This is a genomic window from Thiobacillus denitrificans ATCC 25259 (assembly GCF_000012745.1).
In the GTDB taxonomy this organism is placed as follows: domain Bacteria; phylum Pseudomonadota; class Gammaproteobacteria; order Burkholderiales; family Thiobacillaceae; genus Thiobacillus; species Thiobacillus denitrificans_B.
Map to the genome: position 1 here is coordinate 2,150,271 of NC_007404.1, position 23,432 is coordinate 2,173,702.

The 23,432-nt window shown below is 65.3% G+C and carries 23 protein-coding genes and 1 tRNA gene; 7 read left to right on the plus strand and 17 right to left on the minus strand.

What is annotated here, in order from left to right; translation table 11 throughout:
• Positions 1-23 precede the first annotated feature (23 nt).
• From TBD_RS10340 to pgi, 4 genes are read right to left on the minus strand one after another with little or no spacing between them, the layout of a single operon-like run.
• Positions 24-1,748 carry a glycoside hydrolase family 57 protein gene (locus TBD_RS10340; protein ID WP_011312572.1) on the minus strand — a complete coding sequence of 575 codons (1,725 nt, stop codon included), beginning with the start codon at positions 1,746-1,748 and terminating at the stop codon, positions 24-26.
• The gene (glgC, locus tag TBD_RS10345) at positions 1,741-3,060 is read right to left on the minus strand and encodes a glucose-1-phosphate adenylyltransferase (protein ID WP_011312573.1); all 1,320 of its coding nucleotides are present in this window, start codon (positions 3,058-3,060) and stop codon (positions 1,741-1,743) included. The genes TBD_RS10340 and glgC overlap by 8 nt, the downstream gene beginning before the upstream one ends.
• 19 nt (positions 3,061-3,079) lie before the next feature.
• On the minus strand, positions 3,080-4,078 hold the full coding sequence (locus tag TBD_RS10350) for a glucokinase (RefSeq protein ID WP_011312574.1): 999 nt from the start codon (positions 4,076-4,078) through the stop codon (positions 3,080-3,082).
• 5 nt (positions 4,079-4,083) lie between these two features.
• Positions 4,084-5,766, minus strand: a complete 1,683-nt coding sequence (gene pgi / locus TBD_RS10355) for a glucose-6-phosphate isomerase (protein WP_011312575.1) — start codon at positions 5,764-5,766, stop codon at positions 4,084-4,086.
• Positions 5,767-6,188: 422 nt separating this feature from the next.
• Here pgi and TBD_RS10360 point away from each other — a divergent pair, with 422 nt between their 5' ends.
• Positions 6,189-7,172 (plus strand): NAD-dependent epimerase/dehydratase family protein, encoded by a 984-nt coding sequence (locus TBD_RS10360; protein ID WP_011312576.1) that lies wholly within the window; start codon positions 6,189-6,191, stop codon positions 7,170-7,172.
• Between the two features lie 56 nt (positions 7,173-7,228).
• Here the strand turns inward: TBD_RS10360 and TBD_RS10365 are convergent, their stop codons facing one another.
• The 13 genes from TBD_RS10365 to TBD_RS10410 all read right to left on the minus strand — a co-directional run bounded on the left by TBD_RS10365 (position 7,229) and on the right by TBD_RS10410 (position 16,800).
• Positions 7,229-9,103, minus strand: a complete 1,875-nt coding sequence (locus TBD_RS10365; protein WP_011312577.1) for a potassium transporter Kup — start codon at positions 9,101-9,103, stop codon at positions 7,229-7,231.
• Between the two features lie 325 nt (positions 9,104-9,428).
• Entirely contained in the window at positions 9,429-9,749 is a 321-nt protein-coding gene (locus TBD_RS10370) for a hypothetical protein (protein ID WP_049750248.1), read from the minus strand.
• A gap of 159 nt (positions 9,750-9,908) precedes the next feature.
• Positions 9,909-10,115, minus strand: a complete 207-nt coding sequence (locus TBD_RS10375) for a hypothetical protein (protein ID WP_041432694.1) — start codon at positions 10,113-10,115, stop codon at positions 9,909-9,911.
• 25 nt (positions 10,116-10,140) lie between these two features.
• Entirely contained in the window at positions 10,141-10,833 is a 693-nt protein-coding gene (locus tag TBD_RS10380; protein WP_011312579.1) for a hypothetical protein, read from the minus strand.
• Entirely contained in the window at positions 10,830-11,075 is a 246-nt protein-coding gene (locus TBD_RS14880; RefSeq protein WP_148203045.1) for a hypothetical protein, read from the minus strand. Before TBD_RS14880 ends, TBD_RS10380 begins: the two co-directional genes overlap by 4 nt.
• Positions 11,068-12,468, minus strand: a complete 1,401-nt coding sequence (gene dnaB / locus TBD_RS10385; protein WP_011312580.1) for a replicative DNA helicase — start codon at positions 12,466-12,468, stop codon at positions 11,068-11,070. Before dnaB ends, TBD_RS14880 begins: the two co-directional genes overlap by 8 nt.
• Entirely contained in the window at positions 12,465-13,238 is a 774-nt protein-coding gene (locus tag TBD_RS14335; protein ID WP_011312581.1) for a helix-turn-helix domain-containing protein, read from the minus strand. Before TBD_RS14335 ends, dnaB begins: the two co-directional genes overlap by 4 nt.
• A 198-nt stretch (positions 13,239-13,436) precedes the next feature.
• On the minus strand, positions 13,437-13,661 hold the full coding sequence (locus TBD_RS10395; protein ID WP_011312582.1) for a helix-turn-helix transcriptional regulator: 225 nt from the start codon (positions 13,659-13,661) through the stop codon (positions 13,437-13,439).
• 59 nt (positions 13,662-13,720) lie between these two features.
• Positions 13,721-14,278, minus strand: coding sequence for a hypothetical protein (locus TBD_RS14885; RefSeq protein WP_148203046.1), 558 nt, complete (start codon positions 14,276-14,278; stop codon positions 13,721-13,723).
• Positions 14,279-14,380: 102 nt separating this feature from the next.
• A complete protein-coding gene (locus TBD_RS15010) occupies positions 14,381-14,542 on the minus strand; it encodes a hypothetical protein (protein WP_187147193.1) in 162 nt (53 codons plus the stop codon).
• Between the two features lie 11 nt (positions 14,543-14,553).
• On the minus strand, positions 14,554-15,225 hold the full coding sequence (locus TBD_RS10400; protein ID WP_041432696.1) for a hypothetical protein: 672 nt from the start codon (positions 15,223-15,225) through the stop codon (positions 14,554-14,556).
• Between the two features lie 84 nt (positions 15,226-15,309).
• Positions 15,310-16,536, minus strand: a complete 1,227-nt coding sequence (locus TBD_RS10405) for a tyrosine-type recombinase/integrase (protein WP_041432697.1) — start codon at positions 16,534-16,536, stop codon at positions 15,310-15,312.
• 177 nt (positions 16,537-16,713) lie between these two features.
• Positions 16,714-16,800 (minus strand) — tRNA-Leu (locus TBD_RS10410).
• A gap of 94 nt (positions 16,801-16,894) precedes the next feature.
• On the opposite strand from TBD_RS10410, the gene queA reads away from it, so the two are divergent.
• The 6 genes from queA (at position 16,895) to secD (ending at position 23,430) form a co-directional block, all read left to right on the plus strand.
• Positions 16,895-17,929 (plus strand): tRNA preQ1(34) S-adenosylmethionine ribosyltransferase-isomerase QueA, encoded by a 1,035-nt coding sequence (gene queA / locus TBD_RS10415; protein WP_011312586.1) that lies wholly within the window; start codon positions 16,895-16,897, stop codon positions 17,927-17,929.
• Positions 17,926-19,029 (plus strand): tRNA guanosine(34) transglycosylase Tgt, encoded by a 1,104-nt coding sequence (gene tgt / locus TBD_RS10420; protein WP_011312587.1) that lies wholly within the window; start codon positions 17,926-17,928, stop codon positions 19,027-19,029. Before queA ends, tgt begins: the two co-directional genes overlap by 4 nt.
• 109 nt (positions 19,030-19,138) lie before the next feature.
• Positions 19,139-20,185 carry a YjgN family protein gene (locus TBD_RS10425; RefSeq protein WP_011312588.1) on the plus strand — a complete coding sequence of 349 codons (1,047 nt, stop codon included), beginning with the start codon at positions 19,139-19,141 and terminating at the stop codon, positions 20,183-20,185.
• Positions 20,182-21,192, plus strand: coding sequence for a M48 family metallopeptidase (locus TBD_RS10430; RefSeq protein WP_011312589.1), 1,011 nt, complete (start codon positions 20,182-20,184; stop codon positions 21,190-21,192). Before TBD_RS10425 ends, TBD_RS10430 begins: the two co-directional genes overlap by 4 nt.
• 54 nt (positions 21,193-21,246) lie before the next feature.
• A complete protein-coding gene (gene yajC / locus TBD_RS10435) occupies positions 21,247-21,567 on the plus strand; it encodes a preprotein translocase subunit YajC (RefSeq protein WP_011312590.1) in 321 nt (106 codons plus the stop codon).
• 48 nt (positions 21,568-21,615) lie between these two features.
• On the plus strand, positions 21,616-23,430 hold the full coding sequence (secD, locus tag TBD_RS10440; RefSeq protein ID WP_011312591.1) for a protein translocase subunit SecD: 1,815 nt from the start codon (positions 21,616-21,618) through the stop codon (positions 23,428-23,430).
• The last annotated feature ends 2 nt before the right edge of the window (positions 23,431-23,432 follow it).

Here is a 23,432-nt window from a genome sequence, read left to right on the forward strand (position 1 = left end):
GGGAGCGGTTCTCCGGTTGGGGCTCAGCCGACGTTGCGGCGCATGGTGCCGGCGTTGTCGGCCCAGCCGCCGCCGGTCGACAACGTCTGGTCGAGTTCGGACGGCGCCGCCACCCCGATCAGGCGATACAGTTCGCGCAGCTGCGTGCGGTAGAGCTGTTCGAAGTCGCTGACGCTGCTCGCCGGGTTGTAGTCGCCGAACCACCAGAACCAGTCCGACCCTTCGCACACGGCGAGTTGCCGCGTCGCCAGCGCGAGCGCCTCGGCGTCGAGATCGTTGTTCATCACCGCGTGGTCGTAGGCGCGCTTCGCCGCCACGAGATAGTCCCAGCCGCGGTTCTTGTCCTCCGAGCCGATCCAGGTCGAGAAGCTGCCGTAGACCCAGCTGCCCGCGGCGAGCTGCTTCATCGGCTGGCTGGTGGCCGCTTCGGCCTGCTCGGCGAAGGTGCTGACGTCGAGCGTGCGATGGCGCGACAGCGCGCCATAGAGCCCTTCGAGAAAATGGTGGCCGTTGTCCGGGTAGTACTCCCACGCGTTTTCGCCGTCGAGAATGATCGACACGACATGATGCTTGGCCTCCTTGCCGAGGTAGGTCGCGATATTCTCGAGATGGTGGACGAAGTCGCCGATGGCATCGTCGGCGTGCCAGTCGCTGTACTTGAAACCGATCAGATCCGACAAGCCATCGTCGCGGAAAAACACGCGCGGCTTGAAGCCGTCGACCTGCGCCGGCGCGAACAGCGTGCGCTTGGTCTGGATGTCTTCTTCGGACGCGCCCGACTTGATGCAACTATGGCGCCACACGCCCTCCCCCGACGCGGTCCAGGTGAAGCCGAATTCGTCGAGCTGCGCCAGCGCGTCCTCGCTCACCCCGCCTTCCGACAGCCATACGCCCGAAGGCCGTCTGCCGAAATAGTGCTCGAACACCTCGATACCGCGCTGCAGGTGCCACTGCGCGCGCTCGGCGCCGCCCGGATAGGCCGTTGCCTCGGGAGCGGGGGCGTCTGGCAGCGCGTCGCGCATGTTGGCGAAGTCATTGAGCAAGGGCAGGATCGGGTGCCCATAGGGCGTCATCGACAGTTCGACCTGCCCTCTTTCCGCGAGCGCACGGTAGCGCGGAATCAGGCCGGCCATGCAGTGCTGGATCAGGCGCAGGAGTTCGCGGCGGTCGGCTTCGGAGAAGTCCCTTTCCTCGACCATCAGGCGCTGCACGAGCGGCAACGCGCGCAGCGAATGCCCGAGCCAGGCGAGGTGATACCAGGTCAAGAGATCGAGAAAATACTGCTCGGAGAGATAGCCGAGGTGCCAGTGCAGGCCGGACGCCGCGCCGTCCCCGGCGTCGGTCGCGCCGATCATGTCGAGCAGGGCGCGGAACGGCGGGTAAGGGTCGATCATGCGTGGTGCGTGGCAGCGCTGACAGTCCTGGACCACGCGCAGCCGGCCGTCGAGGTCGGTCGGGACGGGCTCGACGCCGGCGAGCAGGTTCAGCATCCGGTCCTGGGTCGGCGTTCCGTGCTTCAGCAGACGTTCGAGCTGGTGCGCGTAGTCGTCGAGCTGCTCGAGCAGGACCGGGGCAAAATTCACGACGGCACGCATCTTCGGATGGCGCTCGAGGTGCGCAGCCATGTCGCTGTAGTCCTTGATCCCGTGCAGATAGACCCAGGGCAGGTGATAGGCGCCGGAGAGCCCTTCGCGGTAATACGGCTGATGCATGTGCCAGCACAGCACGACGTTGAGCGTTTTAGCCATCGTATTCGTCTTCCCAGCGGGCGTAGATGTTCTGCCCGAGCATGCGGGGCGTCACCAGCACGATGCCTTCGGGCGTGACGTGAAAGCGCTTGGCGTCTTCGACCGGGTCTTCGCCGATGACCGTGCCGTCGGGGATGACCGTGCCCTTGTCGATGATCGCGCAACTGATGCGGCAGTTCCGCCCGATCCTCACCTTGGGCAGGATCACGCTGTCCTTGACGAGGCTGGAGCAGCCGACCGTGGTCGCGAAGAACAGGACCGAGCGCTTGACCCGCGCACCGGACAGCACGCAGCCCCCGGCGACCAGCGAGTCGATCGCTTCGCCGCGTCGACCCTCGTCGTCGAAGATGAACTTGGCCGGCGGGTATTGCGGCTGGTAGGTCCAGATCGGCCATTCGCAGTCGTAGAGATTGAGCGCCGGCTCGATCGAGCAGAGATCCATGTTGGTCTGCCAGTAGCAATTGAGCGCGCCGACGTCGCGCCAGTAGCCCGGCTTGCCCTCGCGGTCGCGAAACGGAAACGCCATGATGCGGGCGCGGCTGATGCTGCTCGGAATGATGTCCTTGCCGAAATCGTGCGACGAGCGCGTCGCGCCCGCGTCCTCGATCAGGGCCTTGTAGAGAAAATCCTTCGAGAAGACGTATATCCCCATCGACACCAGCGCGGTTCCAGGCTTGCCGGGCATGCTGTCGGGCTCGCGGGGCTTCTCGTTGAACTCGGTGATGCGCAGCGATTCGTCGACCGACATCACGCCGAAGGCGGCCGCCTCGGCAACGGGCACCTCGACGCTGCCGACCGTGACGTCGGCACCGGTCTGCACGTGATAGAGCAGCATCTGCGTGTAGTCCATCGTGTACACGTGGTCGCCGCCGAGCACCAGCACGTATTCCGGGTGGTGGCGCTGCATGATGTCGAGATTCTGGAACAGCGCGTCGGCCGTGCCCTGGTACCACTCCTTCTTGTGCGTGCGCTGCTGCGCCGGCAGGATCTCGACGAACTCGCCGACCTCGGTGCGCATGAGCCCCCAGGCGCGCTGCAGATGGCGGATCAGCGAATGCGACTTGTACTGCGTGAGCACACCGATGCGGCGGATGCCGGAGTTGACGCAGTTCGACAGCGGGAAGTCGATGATGCGGTATTTGCCGCCGATCGGCACGGCCGGCTTCGCGCGCCAGGCTGTCAGATCTTTCAGGCGCGATCCCTCGCCCCCCGCCAGCACCAGCGCGAGCGTCTTGCGGGTGAGTTCGGTCACCAGCGTCGGCTCGGTGTAATAACGGTAGAGACGGGCTTGATCGTCCTTCGAAATCGTCATCTGCTGCTCCTCCCTGGCTTTATCGTTCATGGGTCCGGCGGTCGCGCCGGCTGTGCGCCGCGGCTTCGCGCAGGGCCAGCGCGCCCTGCACGCCGAGCCGCGGGCTCGTGATCAGAAATATCGGTGTGCTTTCGACGACGCGACGCATGCGCCCCTTGTCGAGCGCCGCGGCCATGAAGCGCGGCGCCGCGATGCGCTTCTGCAGGTGCGCGCTGACGCCGCCGGCGATGTAGAGCCCGCCGCGCGGACGGTAGAGCAAGGCGACGTTGCCGACCCAGGCGCCGTAGAGGTCGACAAAGAGATCGAGCGCAGCCTCGGCCGCGATGTCGTCCGCCGCCGCCGCAGCGACGAGGCAGGCGCCGTCGCACGACGCCGAGCACGGCGTGGTGCCAAGTTCGACGCAGCAGAATGCATAGAGCTCGGACATCGCCGACCCGGAGACGACGCGCTCCCAGGAGACGTGACCGTATTGCTTGCGCAGTCGCTTCAGCAGCCGATCCTGCATGGCGTTGGCGGGCGCAAAGTCGACGTGGCCGCCTTCGGTCGGGTAGCTCGTTTCCCGCCCTGCCGGGTCATGGACGAGGAAGGCCAGGCCGAGCCCGGTCCCGGCGCCCGTGATCGCGCGCACGCCGAGCGGGTCGGGCTGCCCCGGGTTGATCTCGACGTAGTCGGCCGGCACCAGGGTCGCGAGTCCCGCGGCGGCAGCCTCGAAATCGTTGACGATGTGGACCTGGGGAATGCCGAGCGCGAGCTGGAGCTCGGCCGCGTCGATCCACCAGTCGAGGTTGGTGAGCTTGACGTGCTCGGCCTGCGACGGGCCGGCGACGGCCAGGATCAGGCCGTCGGGCCGTCCCTGTATCCCCGAGTCGGCGAGAAACTGCCGCAGCAGGGCTTCGGCCGAGACGAAGTCGGCGCTCGGGTAGACGCGCTCGAAGCGCGGGTGCAGGCCGTCGCCAGGCGGCCCGATCCACACGAGCCAGCTCTTCGTTCCTCCGATGTCGCCTGCGATCCACTCCATGCCGCTCAGAGCCCGGGATGCGGCTGCGTCATGCGACGGTAGTGGTTGATCAGCGCGTTGGTCGAGGCGTCGTGTCCCGCGACGGGCGCGTCGGCGTGCAGCTCCGGCAGGATCCGCCCTGCGAGCTGCTTGCCGAGTTCCACCCCCCACTGGTCGTAGGAGTTGAGGTTCCAGATTACGCCCTCGACGAAGATCTTGTGTTCGTACAGCGCGATCAACATGCCCAACGTGTGCGGCGTCAGCTTCTTCAGCAGGATCGCGTTGCTCGGATGATTGCCCTCGAACACGCGGTGCTGGACCGACGGGTCGCCGGGGCTGCGACCCATTTCCTCCAGCGTCTCCTCGCGCGTGCGCCCGCGCATGAGCGCCTCGGTCTGCGCGAGGAAATTGGCGATCAGGATGTCGTGGTGCTCCTGCAGTTCGGTATGCGGCGTGATCGACACGATGAAGTCGGCCGGAATCATCTTCGTGCCCTGGTGCAGCAACTGGTAGAAGGCATGCTGCCCGTTGATGCCGGTCGCGCCCCAGATGATCTGCCCGGTCGGGTAGTCGACGACGCGTCCGTCGCGGTCGACCGACTTCCCGTTCGATTCCATGTCGGCCTGCTCGAGATAGGCGGGCAGGCTGCGCAAATAATGGTCGTAAGGCAGGATCGCGTGAGACTCGGCGCCGAAGAAATTGTTGTACCAGATGCCCAGCAGCGCCAGGATCACGGGCATGTTCTGCCGCAGCGGCGCGTGGCGGAAATGCTCATCCATCTCGTGCGCGCCTTCGAGCAGTTCGAGGAAGCGCTCGGCGCCGACGGCGAGGACGATCGACAGGCCGATCGCCGACCACAGCGAATAGCGCCCACCGACCCAGTCCCAGAATTCGAACATGTTGGCGGCGTCGATGCCGAAGGCCGTGACCGCGTCGCGATTGGTCGACACCGCGACAAAGTGCCGTGCGACATGCGCGACGTCGCCGGCGCGGGCGAGAAACCAGTCGCGCGCGTAATGCGCGTTGGTCATCGTCTCCTGGGTGGTGAAGGTCTTCGACGAGACGATGAAGAGCGTCGTCTCGGGGTCGAGCGCCTCGAGCGTCTCCTTGACGTGGGCGCCGTCGACGTTGGAAATGAAGTGCAGCTTCAAACGGGGATGGCGGTAGGGCTTGAGCGCCTGCACGACCATCTGCGGGCCGAGGTCGGAGCCGCCGATGCCGATGTTCACGACGTCGGTGATCAGCGCGCCGCTGTAGCCGCGCCAGACTCCGCCTCTGACCTGCTCGGCGAAGGCGCCCATGCGCTCGATGACCGCGTTGACCTTGGGCATGACGTCCTCGCCGTCGACGTTCACCGGACGGTTGCTGCGGTTGCGCAGCGCGACGTGCAGCACGGCCCGATTCTCGGTCGTGTTGATCTTGTCGCCGCGAAACATGCGCTCGCGCCAGCCGGCGACGTCCGACTCCTCGGCCATCCGCACGAGAAGATCCATCGTCTCGTCGGTGATCCGGTTCTTCGAGTAGTCGAGCAGGAGATCGCCGACCTGCAGCGAAAAACGCTCGAAACGCTGCGGGTCGGTATCGAAGAGTTCGCGCATATGCACGTCGGCCATGCGCGAATGATGCGCCTGCAGCAGCCGATGGACGGGGCGCGTCGAAAGCCCCGACGTCCTCGTGTCGCCGGTGCGCACAAGTACTGATGAAACCATGCGTTTTCCCTTTCTCAAATCACCGGCCTGCGGGCCCGATCCCTCCCGGATTGCCGCCCGCAGGCCTTCGACCCTTGCCAGCAAACGCCGTTCCCGCATCGCTCGCGCGGTTACTTGGCGCGCCGGAGCCAAGGCTTGTTTAACCATAGGAGAAAACGGCGACAGGCAAATGACCGATGCGGCGATACGCGCGCCGATCCTTGCAAAAACTGGCGGCCCGCCCGCGCGGCGACGCGCCGGCGGGTTTGGTACGGTCCTTGCAGAAAAGCCGCTGGAATCCCGGCCACAACGGGGCGACGTCGCAAGACCAGACGGCAAGCGTCTGTTTTCATTGGGCTCTGGTCGAGCCCCAGCGCCGCCGCCTGCGGCCGGGGGTGTTAAGCGCTCGGCGCCAGCCGGCGAAAACTCGTTAGGTAGCGAACATGCATGTCTTGATCACGGGCGGTGCCGGCTTCATTGGCTCGCATCTGGCCGAACACCATCTGGCCCTGGGCGACCAGGTCTACGTCGTCGACAACCTGAGCACGGGATCGATGGCCAATCTGAAACCGTTCCGCACGCATCCGGCCTTCCGCTTCGCAGACGCGGACATCGTGCACTGGAGCGGGCTGGCCGAGGCAATCGGCTGGGCCGACCGGGTCTATCACATGGCCGCGGTCGTCGGCGTGAAGAAGGTGCTCGACGACCCGGTCGCCGTCATGGCGACGAACATGACAGGGACCGAGCGCATCCTCGCGACGATGCGCGACGGCCACTGGAACCCCCAGGTCGTGATCGCCTCGTCGGCCGAGATCTACGGCTTCAACCCGGCCAAGGGCTTTTGCGAGACCGACGACATCGTCCTGCCATCGGCCGGTCGCCTGCGCTGGAGCAGCGCGGTCGCCAAGGTCGCCGACGAATTCCTCGCCTTCGGCCACGCCCGGCGGCACGGGCTCAGGATCGTCGTCGCGCGCCTGTTCAACACGATCGGCCCGAACCAGACCGGCGACCACGGCATGGTCGTGCCGACCTTCGTCAGGCAGGCGCTCCGCGGCGAGCCGCTCACGATCCACGGTGAAGGCAACCAGACACGCACTTTCTGCGACGTGCGCGATGTCGTCGTCGCACTCGACCGGCTCGCGGGCTGCCCCGAGGCATGGGGCGAGGCCGTGAACGTCGGCAACGAAGACGAAATTTCGATCCGCGCGCTCGCCGAACTCGTCGTCGCGCGCGCGCAGAGCAAGTCGCCCCTGCACTTCGTTTCCTGGCGCGACGCCTACGGCGAAGACTTCGACGAAGTCGGCCATCGGCGGCCCGTCATCAACAAGCTGCGCGCGTTGACGGCGTACACGCCGGCATGGTCGCTCGCCGATTCGCTCGACGACCTGATCGAGCGGGCGCGCGGGCGGAGCCTGCGCGCGGCGTAGGCAGCCTCGGCGCGCCGTCGCTGCGCACCCCGGTGGCGCGCGGCGGGTGGTGCATCCTAGATCTCGAGCTGCGCGCCGAGCTCGACGACGCGGTTCGGCGGAATCCGGAAAAAGGTCATCGGGCTTGCCGCGTTGCGCGCCATCGTTGCGAACAGGTGCTCGCGCCACACCATCATCCCGCCGTCGCCGCGCGCGGGAATCAGGTTCTCCCGGCTCAGGAAGAAGGTTGTATCCATCATGTCGAAATCCATGCCGCAAGGGCATTCGGCCAGCGCCTTTGGAATGTCGACGTCGTCCATGAAACCGTAGCGCACGACGACGTGGAACACGCCCTCGCCGAGCTTCGTCACCGCGAGCCGGTGCTCGGCCGGCACGTAGGGCACCTCGCCATAACGGACGTTGAGGATCACCACCCGCTCGTGCAGAACCTTGTTGTGCTTGAGGTTGTGCAGCAGCGCCAGGGGCACACCGCTCGGGTCGGTCGTCATGAACACCGCCGTGCCCCCGACCCGCGCCGGAGGATGCGCCAGCAGCGATTCGACGAACGGCGCGAGGGGCAGCCCGCGCTCGTGCAGGCGCGCGCCGACGATTTCGCGACCCCGTCTCCAGGTCACGAGGATCGTGAACACGACGACCGCCACGACCAGCGGAAACCAGCCGCCTTCGGGGATCTTCACCGCATTCGCGCCGAAGAACGCGAGATCGAGGGTCAGAAACAACGCCGCTGCGACCAGCGTCGGCGCGCGCCCGAGGTTCCAGTTGACGCGCATGAGCAGCGCGAGCAGGACGGTGTCGATGGCGAAGGTCGCCGTCACGGCGATGCCGTAGGCCGCGGCGAGATTGCTCGAGCTTTGAAAGCCGAGCACGAGCAGCGCGACGCCGGCCGCCAGCGTCCAGTTGACGAAGGGAATATAGATCTGCCCCGCCGCCGTCGCCGACGTGTGGCGGATCACGAGCCGCGGAGCGTAGCCCATCTGCACCACTTGCCGGGTGACCGAGAAGGCGCCCGAGATGACCGCCTGGGACGCGATCACCGTCGCCGCCGTGGCCAGCGCGACCATCGGGTACAAGGCCCAGTCGGGCGCGAGCATGTAGAACGGATTGCGCACGGCCGCGGGCTCGGCCAGCAGCAGCGCGCCCTGGCCGAAGTAATTGACGACCAGCGCCGGCAGCACGAAGCCGAACCACGTCAGACGGATCGGCCGCGTGCCGAAATGGCCCATGTCCGCATAGAGCGCCTCGGCGCCCGTGATCGCGAGGACCACCGCACCGAGGATCAGGAAACCCGCCGTGCCGTGGGTCATGAAAAACTGGATCGCATGAATCGGCAGCAGCGCCGCGAGCACCTGGGGATGTTTGGCAATGCCGATCGCACCGAGCACGCCGAGGACCGCGAACCAGAGCAGCATGATCGGCCCGAACAGCCGCCCGATGCTTGCCGTCCCGCGGCGCTGGATCGCAAACAGGCCGACGAGGATGCCGAGGGCGAGCGGAAGGATGAAGGGATGCAAGGCCGGCGCGCCGATCTCGAGCCCCTCGACCGCCGACAGCACCGAGATCGCCGGTGTGATGAGACTGTCGCCGAAGAACAGCGACGCACCGAGAAAACCCAGCGACATGATGATCCAGCGGGCTCTCGAGCGCAGCGGCGCCTGCCCCTGGACCAGGGACAGCAGCGCCAGTATGCCGCCTTCGCCCTTGTTGTCCGCACGCATGATGACGAGGACGTACTTGAGCGACACGACCAGGATCAGGGCCCAGAAGATCAGCGACAGGATGCCGAGCACATTGTCCTGGGTCAGGGCGAGGTGGTGACCGCCGAACACCTCCTTCATCGTGTAGAGGGGGCTGGTGCCGATGTCGCCGAACACCACGCCGAGCGCGCCGAGGGCGAGCGCACGCGTATTTGGGACGCTGTGAGGCTGGCTCAATGTCTTTGCTTGTCGTAGGGTTGTATCGATTGGCCGGCCGCGGCGCGGCAGGCGGTCGCAGATGATACGCCCGCGACGACCTCGGATGCGAGCGATGACGCAAATCGGGGGCTTGGTGCGGGAGGGGGACTAGAAGACTTCGCTGACAGTCGCTTGTTTACTATATTTTCAGGCGCGATATTACGCCAGGTACCCTCAGACATACCCTCGCGAGAGCTTGGTTGCGCCCTTGCGGCAACAGCAACGAAGGACCCCCGAGCGCGCACGGGACGGGCGGTGCCTCGCAGATCCCCGGAGCGCGAGCGCATCGGCGGCGCACTGCCACTCAGTCCTCATCCTTCGGCCGCCTCATTGGCAACACGTTGGCAGGCGCTTTAGCGGGCGCAAACTTGCCGCCAGCAGAAGCTTTCGTCGCGCTATCGGCTGCCGATTCCTTTTTGCCGCTCTCGCCCTTCTTCGGGTAAACGTATGGCGCAGCTGCGATCGCGGCTTTTACCTGGGCGGCATTGGCGGCAATCTCGCCGGTCATAACCCCCAGCAGGAATTCAAGCGGGTCGCGCTCAGTGGTTACGTACGGCGGCTTGGGCTTTCTCCCAGCGCCAGGGCGCGATCCACCCCATCCGTTGCCCTTCTTCTTGTCGACCATAGCAGTCACCTTTCAACTTGATTTCAGGCTCAAAGGGGGATTTTTTCCCCGCATGCGAGGGCACGCGGTCTAGAGGCCGAAAACCCCCAGAGATTCGACCCCCCCTACCCCCCTCCCATGCCTACCCCACCACAAGGGCGGGGCTTGGCATGGCTGCACTCATCGCCTTCGAGTCTGTGCGTCGGCAAGGTCGAGCTTGGCGCGCAATACGCCGGGCTGTGTATCCGCGCGCTGGATTGGCCTGAGCTGCTGTCTCTCCCATTCGGCGTAGGTCATGCGCCTTTCCCCAAGCCATTCCTGGAACGGCTTGAAGTTCCGCAGATCAGTGGCCCTCGGGCCGGCGTGATCGTCTGCTCTTTCCTTCATGGTGTTCTCCTCCGGTGATGAGTGGTTAAGCGGTTGCGTGAAGCCAGCCGTCCGGGTCGACCTGCCGTTTCTGGACTGTCGGCGCCGGATCCTGGCTCGGCACGCGGCCGCGCAGGTGTTCCGGCAGTTCGGACTTCTTGAGGTAGCCTATCTTCGCGCACTCGATCAGGTAGTACGCCGAGCCGCTGTATTCATCGCGCAACAGCCCGAGATTGCCGACCATCATGGGTGTCAGCCCATGCAGGCCGGTGCCATGAAAAATCTCTTCGCGCAGATCACGCTCGGCCATAAGCGCCGCGTCCAGGTCGATCAGGCGTGTCGCGATTTCCCGGACAAGCCCGACGTGTTTCGGTGCCAGGTCTCGGCAGATTTTTGCGTGCAGTTCGCCGCGAAGCTGTTCGACAACTTGGCGCTGCAATTCGATAGCGCGGTGCAGGGCCGGGCGCTTGAGTTGAGCGGCCTCGATGTCTGCCCGGATGCGCGCGGCCTCGACACTGGCATTGAGCGCCGCGTCAGGCTGCCCGGCAAGCATGGCGTGCGCCTGTTCCTCGATCCTGTTGCGCCGGGCCGCAGATGCCGCAGAGAGGGCCGATAGATTCTCATCGATCTGCTTTTCGACAGCCATCAAGTCGGCTTTCAATTTCTCGAGAAGCGCGGTTGCCGAAGAGAATCGCGGGTCATCGTTCAGGTTGGTGCTTTTCTGTTGCGTGGATGTCATGTGCTGCTCCTTTGGCGGGTTGGTTGGATTTCCGGCATTGCAGCTGCCGAATGGCTGTTGTGCTGTCTGGCGTGCCGACGCAACGCCCACAGCAGGTTCAACAGGTCGAGCGGGTGAGTGATCTCCAGCGCCTTCGCGGCCTCGAGTGCGGCAGCTTCCGGGCCCATGCCCGGGCGCCAGTAGCACCAGGGCGGAACAGCATCGATGCGGCCTAGGGAGGTGCCATGAATGCGCTTAGTCATCGAAGCCCCCCTTACGCCGGGTAGGACGTGGATTGCTAGCCGTATAGGCGTGGGCCTTCGCCTCCCGCAGTGCGTCATGATCGACGTCGTGGAATCGTGAGAACTCGCCCTCAAAGCACAGCGTGACGGTGCCGAGCGGCCCCATGCGCTGCTTGCGGATCAGCACCTCGGCGAGTCCCGTGTGCGGGCTGTCGGCGTCGTAGTAGTCGGGGCGGTGCACCATCAGCACAACGTCGGCGTCCTGTTCGATCGCGCCAGATTCGCGCAGGTCGGAGAGCACCGGGCGCTTGTCGGTGCGCTGCTCGAGCCCGCGGTTCAGCTGCGACAGCAGGACGACAGGGGCCCCCAGCTCACGGGCCATCAGCTTGAGCGCGCGAGTCAGTCCCCCGAGCTGTTCGCTCCGGGTGTTGCCATCGCCGGCCATCAGCTGCAGGTAGTCGATCACCACCAAATCGAGCCGGCCATAGCGGTGTTTGACCTTGCGCGCCTTGGCACGCATCCGGGCGGGCGAGGTCGACGGTGTGTCATCGATCACCAGGCGCTTGCCCTGCAAGCGTTTGTGCGCAACCAACAGGCGTTCGAAATCTTCCTGACGCATGTCGCCGTTGCGAACGGCTGTGGTCGAGATCCCGCCGAAGCGGCAGACCGACCGCTCGACCAGTTGGCGGGCGCCCATCTCCAGGGAGAAGACCAAGGCCACGCCGCCATCGGCCGCGACGTTCTCGGCGATGTTCACCGCCAATGTGGTTTTGCCCATGCTTGGGCGTCCGGCCACGATGACCAGGTCGCCCGGCTGCAGGCCGCAGGTTAGGCGGTCGAGATCGCCATAGCCCGAGGCGACGCCGGAAAACTCGCCGGCTTTGTGGAAGCGTTCGTCGATACTCCGCAGCACGGCCGGCAGCAGATCGTCGACCGCTTGCGGCTCGCTGCCGGCGCTGCGCCCTTCGGTGAGTGCCATCACCAGCGCCTGGGCTTCCTGGATGGCATCGCCGGCATCACCGCCATCGGTGCTCGCCATGCCGGCGATGCGGTGACCAGCTGCGAGCAGATCGCGCCGGGCCCGCTTCTCCGTCACGATTCCGGCATAACGGACAATGTTGGCCGCTGAGGGCGTTTGCGTGGACAAGGTGGCCACGTATCCCAACCCGACCTTTTGCGCTTCACCACGGGCCTCTATTCGAGCCGCAAGGGTAACAACGTCAACCGGTTCGCCGCGCTCGAACATGTCGCGCATGGTTTCAAACATGAGGCGATGGTCGGCGAGGTAGAAATCCGCCGGCGTCAGCAGGTCGGCGATGCGGTCCCATGCGCCGTTGTCGAGCAGCAGACCGCCGAGCACTGCCTGTTCGGCGTCGACGGAGTGCGGAGGCTGGTTGAGGTCATGGGCGTTCATGCCTGGCCCCCGTCGTGGTATCGGCCTTCGCGGACCTTGGCGAAGTTCTCGGGCCTCAGCAACCACTCGAGCGAGGCAGTGAACGGCTTGCGGCTATCAGTCGCCACCCGTCCCGTCAGGAAGTCGGATTCGGCGACGTAGGCGAACAGCCGGCGCCACCAGTCCACAGTCTGGCGCTTCGGGTCTTCTCGCCATCTGGCCTGCAGGTGAGCGGCACGGGATTTCGTCCAGTCCCTGATCCGCGGAGAGGTCGGCAAGGCTTCGTGATAGGCCTCGATGATTTCCTGGTGCGGGCAGGGTGGGGTTTTCTTCTTGTCCTGCTCAGCTGGTGTTGCTGCGTCGGCATGCTTGCTGACAAGTAACTCGTCAGAGTTACTACCACTGACGGTTCCTGATGGTTCTATGACGGTTTGGGTCGCATGGGTGCTACCCGTCTTGCCGCATCCATGCGACCCCTCTTGTGCATTGGCGCTACCCGTCGCATTGGCGCTACCCGTTAGCATCGAAAGATTGATGCGGTATTGGCGGGTTGATCCCGGCGCGCCGCCTGACTCGTTTCCGATCACGGCGACGAATCCGCCTATGATCAGCTGGTGAACCACGCGCTGCGACTGAGAGCGTGAGAGACGTGTCTTCCGTGCAATCGCCGCCATGGACGGATAGCACCGGCCGTTGTCGTCGCTCCAGTCGGCCAAGGCCAGCAGCGCAAGCAGGTCAGAGCCCCCACCCGGATAAGACTCCCAGACTAGTGACATGACACGGATGCTCATGACGACACCAACGCGCGCATGTCATCGATGTGCCGGCGTAGCCTCAGCCAGCGCAGGCAGACGATGCAGATCGTGGCGCGCGCCTGGCCTCGATAGCACGTGCACGGGCGCTCATTGAGCATGCTAGATTTTTCGCTGCTGGTGTGTCTGAGGGTCGAACGGTTGCCGCCGTATGGGCCATTTTTGTTGGCGCGCATGTCAGGCGCCCATCTTGGCGATGGCCTGGCGCACTTCCCCCACGTTCCAACGGGTCGAGTTGCCGCCCAGCTTGCGCGGTTTCGGCAGTCTGCCGTCCTTTGCCCAGCGCCAGATCGTTGTTCCGGATGTCTGGAAAAGCGCCGCCAGGGTGGCGGACTGAACGAACGCGCTATCGGGCAGCGCGTCGAATGTGATCAGTGCAGGGTCGTCGGTTTTGGTTGCCATGCGCGTTCCTTTTCAAGAAAGCCCGCCCCACGTCGGTGCGGTTCATGGCATAACTCTGGCTATCGCGGCTTTTTCTGTATTCCCGCGAGTTTTCTTGATTTGGCGATATTCCCCAAGCCCATGGTCACAGCCTCGTAATAGAGCCGTTCAGCACGGGTAGCCCCAAATCCTAACGAGCCCCCGAGCTCATCAAAAAGGCCTCGATCAATAGCCCTGTCTGGGTCTCGTTTGATGGTGTCACTTACCGCGCTCCAGACCTTGAAGCGACCAATCCTGTCCTGCTCCATGCGCGATAAATGTTTCCCCTTGGGATAAGGCGGGCCAAATGACTTCGGATCATCCCAACTATCGGCTCTGCAGTTCAACACTGCGTCATACTTTTGATTAAAAGCACATGCCAGCCAATCAGGAGCGACAAGCCCGTGTGTAACGCAACCGCGGATACACCCCAAAACCGCAAATCCATCGCCATTTATCACGGCCTGCTTCCACTCACTTATTCGACTTGCTGCACCCCATTGCATAACTGGCGAGCAAGGCCCGGACGTGCCTTCAGCCGATACCCTTTTCTCTTCCTCTTGCGCTTCCTCTAAGCTCGCCGTCCATGGATCAAACATCTTGCGCCCCTTCAAAGTGCGCCCTTCAAGAAGGTGCCACCCCAGGCGGTGAAGGTGTCCGCTTTTCGCCTGGCCAGGCTATGGGTGGCTGAACGGTTTCGCCTATCTGTCGGATCGCGGCGAGGAGGTTGGATTGCCGCACTCTTGAACCGCCATCAACAGCCGAGCGAACGCCTCGGCGCCGGACAGTGGCGGTTTGCCGGTCGACGTGACACGGATTTTTGCGGCGCGCCGACGGCGCGCCTTGGTCGTGGTTTTCTTCATGTTTTCCCCTTTCACTGCAGAGAAAGCGAGGCCGCGCGACCGAGGCACAAAGGGGACCGATATGGGTCGAGCGGGAACGGAACAACATTGTCACCGTGTTGAGCCAGCGCGCTGCCCTCGGCTGCCTTCGCGGCTTTGAGAACGCATGCCGGCGTGTGCTTGTCCCGTAGCTTCTGATCCATGACGAAGCGCTCAGCCTCGAGGAGGTGCTTCATTTCGTCGATCAACACAACGAACCGACTGGCCGCGTCATCGTTCAGCCGGTAGCCGCCTCGGTACCCGTCAACCATCATGCTCTCCAGGCCCCAGAGGACGGCATCCGCATTTCCAAGCGCCTCCTCTCGGTATGCATCGACCGACACAGCCCATGAGGCCACAAAGGCATGGGCACGCTTGATTCTGTTTTCGCGAGCACGCTGTGCTTCGAGAAATGTCTTTTCTTCCTCGCTCCAGTCCCTCCACACGCTGAATGTCGTCTTGGAATTGCGGCGCATGATAATCGCGCGCCCGTGCGGGTCGGTCGTGCGGCAGACTGTCTTCTTCTCGCCGGGATCCCCGGGGAACGGTCCTTCGCGTGTGATGCCGTGGTGAATCAGCGCTTTCCGTGTCCCGCGGGCATAGTGGTGGTGCGGATGTTTCTCGCTCGTGATGCTAAGTGAACGGCTAGAATGACGTGCAGCCATGATGCAATCTCCTCGATAGGTTGCGGTGTGGTCAGGACTGGACGGGTGTTCGCGCACCCGTCCAGCCCGCTTTGCCTGAGGCCGTCAGGCGGCGGTTTTTCCACGTAGCGGGATCACGTCGGCCCCCGCTTTCAGCTTGTCCAAGTAATCGGCCCAGGCCTGCATCATTTTCCGACGCTCGCCCAGGTGCGCGGTACGGTTGTAGGCGCGGCCGTTCGGGTCTTTCACGGCATGCGCCAGCTGGTGTTCGATGAAGTCAGGCCGGAATCCGAGCTCTTCGTCGAGCAGCGTGCGCGCCACCGCGCGGAAGCCGTGGGCCGTCATTTCGTCCTTGGTGAAGCCGAGCCGGCGCAAGGCTCCGTTGACGGTGTTCTCGCTCATCGAGCGCGATCCGCCGCGTTCGGAGGGGAAGACGTAGCGCCCCCGGCCGGTGAGGTTGTGCAGCTCGCGCAGGATCGCCAGGGCCTGAGCGGACAGCGGGACGATGTGGTCGTTGTCCATCTTCATCTTGCGGCCGGGGATGCTCCAGGTCCCGCCGTCGAGGTCGAACTCCTCCCACTCGGCATGCCTCAGCTCGCCGGGGCGCACGAAGGTCAGCGCGGAGAGTTTCAGGGCGCACAGAGTAACGAATCCGCCGGTGAACCCGTCTATTGCGCGCATGAGGCCGCCGACTGCCTGCGGGCTGGTGATGGCGGCGTGGTGTCGGGTTTCGCGCTGGGTGAGCACGAGGCTTAAATCGATGCTGGCCGACACGTCCCGGTCGACCATGCCGTGGCTATCGGCATAGCGCAGCGTGCGGCTGATGTAGTTGAACACCCGTCGGGCAATGTCGAGGGCCCCTCGCTGCTCGATGCGCCGGATCACCTCGAGCACGTCGGGCGCCTTAATCTCCGACACTGGCCGCGCCCCAATCCACGGGAAGACATCCTGTTCCAGTCGGGTGAGGGTCTTGTCGCGCGTCGTCTGTGCCTTGTCGGCGTAGGCCTTGGCAAACCATGAGCGCGCTACCGCCTCGAAACTGTTGGCCGCGCATTCGGCGGCACGTACCTTGGCGGCTCTCTTCAGCGCGCCAGGGTCAATGCCGTCCGCCCACTGCCGGCGCGCGTCGGCGTGCTTCTCTCGGGCGCGTCCCAGGCTCACATCGGGATAGGTGCCCAGAGCAAGGGTCTTGAACTTGCCGCCGAATCGGTAGTTGTAGCGCCAGTAACGCCCCGTCCCGGTGACAAGGAGGTACAGCCCGCCCCCGTCAGTGAGCTTGTAGGGTTTGACCGAGGGCTTGGCTTTCTTGATCGCGGTGTCGGTTAGTGGCATGGGATACCGTTTCTGAGGGTATCGGCTTGGCGCGTTCGACATGTACCCGCCGCCGTACCCTCGTTCTGTGGGTATTTCCATGCTATGCCATGCAACTGCATGAGGCAACAAAAAACCCGCACTCCATTGCCATATGCGGGTTTGTGTTGCGTGTTGCTGCTGCTTGCTACGTCCACTTGGTGCCGGGAGGGGGACTCGAACCCCCACACTGTTTCCAGCGGCGGATTTTGAATCCGCTGCGTCTACCGATTCCGCCATCCCGGCCGGGTGCCGGACGCGAACGCGTCCGGCGACAGAAGCCGGGCATTATCGCCGAATCGGGCGAACGCCCGCAAGGCGACCGCTATAATCGCGGCCCATGCGTGTCGCCGATTTCGACTTCGAACTTCCCCCGGATCTCATTGCGCAGTTCCCGCCCGACGTCCGCGGCGCAAGCCGGCTGCTGCACGTCACGGCGGCGGGGGCGCTTCACGATCGCATGTTTCGCGAGCTGCCAACGCTGCTCGGCGCCGACGATCTGCTCGTCATGAACGACACGCGCGTGATCAAGGCGCGGCTTTTCGGCGAGAAGGATTCGGGCGGCAGGGTCGAACTTCTGGTCGAGCGCGTGACCGGCGAATTCGAGGCGCTGGCGTTCATCCGCGCCAGCCACGCACCCAAACCGGGCGCGCGCATCCGCCTCGCCGACGATGTCGCGCTCGACGTCCTCGACAAGCAGCACGACCTGACGCGCCTGCATTTTCCTGCGCCGGTGCTCGACGTGCTCGACCGCTGCGGCCGGCTGCCGCTGCCGCCCTATATCGAACACGCGCCGACCGAGGAAGACGAAGCGCGTTACCAAACCGTGTACGCGAACGAACCCGGCGCGGTGGCGGCGCCGACGGCGGGGCTTCATTTCGACGCGGCGATGCTCGGGACACTGCAGACGCAGGGCGTGCGGACGGCACGGGTGACGCTGCACGTCGGCGCCGGCACCTTCCAGCCGGTGCGGGTCGCCGAGGTTGCCGACCACGTGATGCACAGCGAGCGCTACACGGTCCCCGCCGCCACGGTCGCGGCGATCGCCGAGACGCGGGCGCGCGGCGGGCGGGTCGTCGCGGTCGGGACGACGAGCCTGCGCGCACTCGAGGCGGCTTCCGCGTCAGGCTCGGTCGAGGCCGGCGTCGGCGAGACCGCGATCTTCATCACGCCGGGCTACCGCTTCCGCACGGTCGACGCGCTCGTCACCAATTTCCACCTGCCGCGCTCGACCCTGCTGATGCTGGTCTCGGCGTTCAGCGGCATCGAGACGATCCGCCGCGCCTACGCGCACGCGATCGCCGAGCGCTATCGCTTCTTCAGTTACGGCGACGCGATGTTCCTCGAAAAAGCCAGTCTGGAAACGCCCGCATGAAATTCGACCTCCTCCGCACCGACGGCGGCGCACGGCGCGGCCAACTCCATCTCGCGCACGGGGTCGTGCAGACGCCGGTGTTCATGCCGGTCGGCACCTACGGCACGGTGAAGGCGATGTCGCCGACGGAAATCGCCGACATCGGCTTCGAGATGCTGCTGTCCAACACCTTCCACCTGTGGCTGCGGCCGGGGCTCGAGGTGATCGAGGCACACGGCGGGCTGCACCGCTTCATGGGCTGGGACAAGCCGATCCTCACCGACTCGGGGGGCTTTCAGGTGTTCAGCCTCGGCAAGCTCAGAAAGATCACCGAGGAGGGCGTGAAATTCGCCTCGCCGACCAACGGCGACAAGCTCTTTCTGACGCCCGAAACCTCGATGCAGATCCAGCGCACGCTCAATTCCGACATCGTCATGATCTTCGACGAGTGCACGCCCTACCCCGCGACGGAACGGCAGGCGGCCGATTCGATGCGGATGAGCCTGAGATGGGCGGCGCGCTCGAAGGCGGCGCACGCGGGCAATCCGAACGCGCTGTACGGGATCGTCCAGGGCGGCATGTACGAAGCCCTGCGCGACGAGTCGGCGCGCGAACTGATCGGCATGGACTTCGACGGCTATGCGATCGGCGGCCTCTCGGTCGGCGAGCCGAAGGACGACATGACGCGCATTCTCGCGCACACCGCGCCGCAGCTTCCCGCCGACAAGCCGCGCTACCTGATGGGCGTGGGGACGCCGTCCGATCTCGTTGCGGCGGTGGCGGCCGGCATCGACCAGTTCGACTGCGTGCTGCCGACGCGCAACGCGCGCCACGGCATCCTGTTCACGCGCCGCGGCGAAATCCGCATTCGCAATGCACGCTGGAAGCTCGACACCGCGCCGATCGACGAAGAATGCGACTGCTACGCCTGCCGCCATTTCACGCGCGCCTACGTGCACCATCTGATTCGCGCCGGCGAGATCCTCGGCGCACGGCTCACCACCTTGCACAACCTGCATTACTACCACCGGCTGATGGCCGAGGTGCGCGCGGCAATCGACGCACAGCGCTTTTCGGAATTCGTCGCCCGCTTCCACGCGACGCAGGCGCTCGGATGGTGACGGCCGTGGCCTGACAGAAATTCTTCCCCCGGGGTTTGTCAAGAATCGTCCCGGTGCTGCCGTTGACGCACCCACGACATAACGACAAACCACTCAGGGAGGAACAAACATGTCGCTCACCAAGCAGTATCCGATGCAGTTCACCGGCACCGGCCGCGAGTACTTCGTCATCTGGATCGTCAACATCGCACTCACGCTCGTCACCTTCGGCATTTATTCAGCCTGGGCCAAGGTGCGCACCCTGCGCTGGTTCTACGGCCATACCCGCCTCGACGACCAGGTGTTTTCCTATCTCGCCACGCCGCTGCAGATTCTCCGCGGCCGGCTGATCGCGCTCGCTGCGATCGCCGCGTATTACGCGACCTCGTATTTCGCCCCGCGGCTCGCGATCGTGCTGATGCTTGTGTTTCTCGTCTTGCTGCCGTGGATCATCGTCAACAGCCTGCGCTTCCACGCGCGCCAGAGCGCCTATCGCGGCCTGCGCTTCGACTTCACCGGATCCGTCGGCGAGGCCGCACGAATCTTCATCGGCCTGCAATTGCTGATTCCGTTCACGCTCGGCCTGATCCTGCCCTACGTCGCCTACCGCCAGGTCAGGTTCATCGCGGGGAACACCGTCTACGGCCAGACCGGCGCGCGCTACGAGGGCTCGCACAAGCCTTTCTGGGGCGTTTATCTGCTGAGTCTCGGCCTGATCCTGTTGCCGCTCGCGATCATCGCGTTTGGCGCGTATCAGGTGTATGCGTTGCGTGCGGCCGGCATCCCTCCGGAAACGGCGGCCGCCGCGGCCGGCAGCTATCTGCTCGCCGGCATGGCCGTGTTCTACCTGATGATTCCGGTGATCGGCGCACTGATCCAGGCGCGCACCGCCAACCTGCTATACAACGGCGCGGCTCTCGGCCCGGTCGGTTTCGCCTCGCGTCAGCGTGCCCGTGACCTGATCTGGATCTACCTGTCGAACCTCGTGCTGATCGCACTGACGCTCGGCCTCTTCATTCCCTGGGCGAAGGTGCGCCTGGCGCGATACCGCGCCCGCAGCCTGACGGTCAACGGCCCGCACGACCTCGGCGGCTTCGTCGCCGGCCAGCACCAGAGCAGCACCGCCACTGGCTCGGAGATGGCCGACCTGCTCGACCTCAATTTCGGGCTGACGTGATCCGCTTCGCGGCGGATTACTTCGACGGCGAGACGTCGCGCGCGCACGCGGTCGAAGCCAGCGTCGACGCCGGCCACCTGCGCGTGCGCGGCGGCGCCGTCGATTTCGCGGTGTCGCTCGACCGCGTCCAGGTCGCGCCGCCCGCAGGGCAAGCGCGCAGCGTCGTGCATCTGCCCGACGCGCGCGAGCTGCATAGCGCCGACGCCGCGGCGCTGCTCGAACTCAGCCGGCTCAGTGCATCCGCCCGCCCCGAACGCTGGGCGCATCTGCTCGAAAGCCGGCTGGGCTTTGCGCTTGCCGCGCTCGTCGTCTCGATCCTCATCGTGACCGCCGGGCTGCGCTGGGGCGTGCCGGCCGTCGCGCAACTCGCCGCGCACGCGCTGCCCGGCTGGGTCGACGAGCGGATCGGCGAAGAAGCGCTGGCGCTCATGGACGAACTCAGCCTGTCACCGAGCACGCTGCCAGCCGCGCGCCAACAGGCCCTCACGCAGAAGATCGCCGACCAGTGCCGCAGGCAGACCTGTCCTTCCTACCGCTTGCTGTTCCGCGACAGCAAGCTCTTCGGCGCCAATGCCATGGCGCTTCCGGGCGGCACCGTGGTCGTGACCGATGCGCTGGTCGGGCTCGCCCGCCACGACGAAGAGCTGCTCGCGGTCGTCGCGCACGAGCTCGGCCACGTCCGGCATCGCCACGGCCTGCGCATGGCGCTGCAAAGCCTTGGCGCCGGCGCGATCCTCGTTGCCGTCACGGGCGATATCGGCAGCGTCACCGACCTCGCCGCGGGGCTGCCGAGCCTGCGGCTGCAAAGTGGCTATTCGCGCGACATGGAACGCGAGGCCGACGCCTACGCGCTGGCCTGGCTGAACACGGCCTGCATTCCGCCCACGCGTTTTGCCGCCATTCTCGGACGCATCGACGACGACGCCTCGGACACCGGCCTGCTCGACAGCCACCCCGGCACGCGCGAGCGGCTCGGACCCTTCCGCGGCCCGGGTCGGTGCCTCTGAGGCCGCAATCGCCGCGTGCTAGAATCCGTGGGTTTTGACTCCACGCCCAACGCCATGATCTCGCTCGCCCACGCCCAGACTGCCGCTCCCGCCGCCACGCCGGGAATCGCCGATTTCCTGCCGCTCATCATCATCTTCATCCTGTTCTGGTTCATGCTGATCCGCCCGCAGATGAAGCGCACGAAGGAACAGAAGAAGATGCTGTCGGAACTCGCGAAGGGCGACGAAGTCGTCACCGCGAGCGGCCAGGTCGGCAAGATCGCCAAGATCGGCGATCAATACGTGTCGCTCGAAATCGCCGACGGCGTCGTCGTCCACGTGCAGAAGCAGTCGGTCCAGACGCTGCTGCCGAAGGGCACGATCAAGGGGCTCTAAGCCGAGACGGCACGCCGTTCTCTTTCGCCACCCGCACTCGCCCGACACATGAACCGCTACCCGCTCTGGAAATACCTGCTCATCGGCGTCACGCTGGTGGTCGCATTCCTCTATACGCTGCCGAATTTCTTCGGTGAGGTGCCCGCGGTCCAGGTTTCGCCCGTGCGCACGAGCGAAACGGTCGACACAGCCCTGCTCGGCCGCGTCGAGGCGCTCCTGAAGACGGCGTCGCTGCCGACGAGCGGCGTGGAACTCGCGGGCAACAGCATCAAGGCGCGCTTCGCCAGCACCGACGTCCAGATCAAGGCCAAGGACGTGCTGCAGAACGGGCTCGGCGAGCGCTACACGGTCGCGCTGAATCTCGTCTCGGCCTCCCCCGCGTGGCTCTCGACGCTCAACGCGCTGCCGATGTATCTGGGCCTCGACCTGCGCGGCGGCGTGCACTTCCTGCTCGAAGTCGACATGAAGGCGGCACTCGAAAAAGCCGCTGTCCGCTACCAGAACGACTTCCGCACCGAGTTGCGGGGGGACAAGATCCGCTACAGCCGGATCAGCCGCGAGGGCAACGCGGTCGTCGTCCGTTTCGCGACGCGTGACCAGCGTGACGCGGCGGCGGACAAGCTCGCTGCGGTCTTCACCGACCTCGGCTTCGCGGCCGAAGACCTCGACGACGGCTTCCTGCTGACCGCGCGCCTCAAGCCCGAAGCCGAGAAGCAGGTGCAGGAATTCGCGCTGCAGCAGAACATCACCACGCTGAGAAACCGCGTCAACGAGCTCGGGGTCGCCGAACCCGTGATCCAGCAGCAGGGCGCCAATCGCGTCGTCGTGCAGCTGCCGGGCGTACAGGACACGGCCAAGGCCAAGGACATCCTCGGCCGCACGGCGACGCTCGAGGTGCGCATGGTCGACGAACAGGCCGATCCGCTGCTCGTCGAACAGGGCCAGGCGCCATTCGGCGCCGAGATCGTCGCCAGCCGCGAAGGCGGCAAGATCGCGGTCAAGAAGGACGTCGTGCTGACCGGCGACTCGATCACGGACGCCGCCCCCGGTTTCGACAGCACGAGCGCGCAGGCGGCGGTGCACATCAACCTCGACGGCAAGGGCGCGCGCATCTTCAAGGACGTGACGCGTGAGAACGTCGGCAAGCGCATGGCGATCCTGCTGATCGAAAAAGGTATCGCCGAGGCGATCACCGCGCCGGTCATCCGCGAGGAAATCGGCGGCGGCCGGGTCCAGATCACGGGCATGGAGACGGCCCAGGAAGCTTCCGACGTCGCGCTGCTGCTGCGTGCCGGCGCGCTCGCCGCGCCGATGCAGATCGTCGAGGAGCGCACGGTCGGACCGAGCATGGGCGCCGAAAACATCGAAAAAGGCTTCCATTCCAACATCTGGGGCTTCCTCGCTGTCGTCGCGTTCATGACGATCTATTACCGCGTGTTCGGCCTCTTCTCGTCGGTCGCCCTGGCGATCAACGGCTTCTTCCTGATCGCGCTGCTGTCGATGCTGCAGGCGACGCTGACGCTGCCCGGCATGGCCGCGATCGCGCTGACGCTCGGCATGGCGATCGACGCCAACGTGCTGATCAACGAGCGCATCCGCGAAGAGCTGCGCAACGGCGCGACGCCGCAGGCCGCGATCCACGCCGGCTACGACCGCGCCTGGGGCACGATTCTCGACTCCAACCTGACGACACTGATCGCGGGCATCGCGCTCTTCTGGCTCGGCTCGGGCCCGGTGCGCGGCTTCGCCGTCGTGCTGTGCCTCGGCATCCTGACCTCGATGTTCAGCGCGGTGACGGTGTCGCGGGCGATGGTCAACCTCACCTACGGCCGCCAGCCCCGTCTGGCCAAAGTTTCGATCTAAGG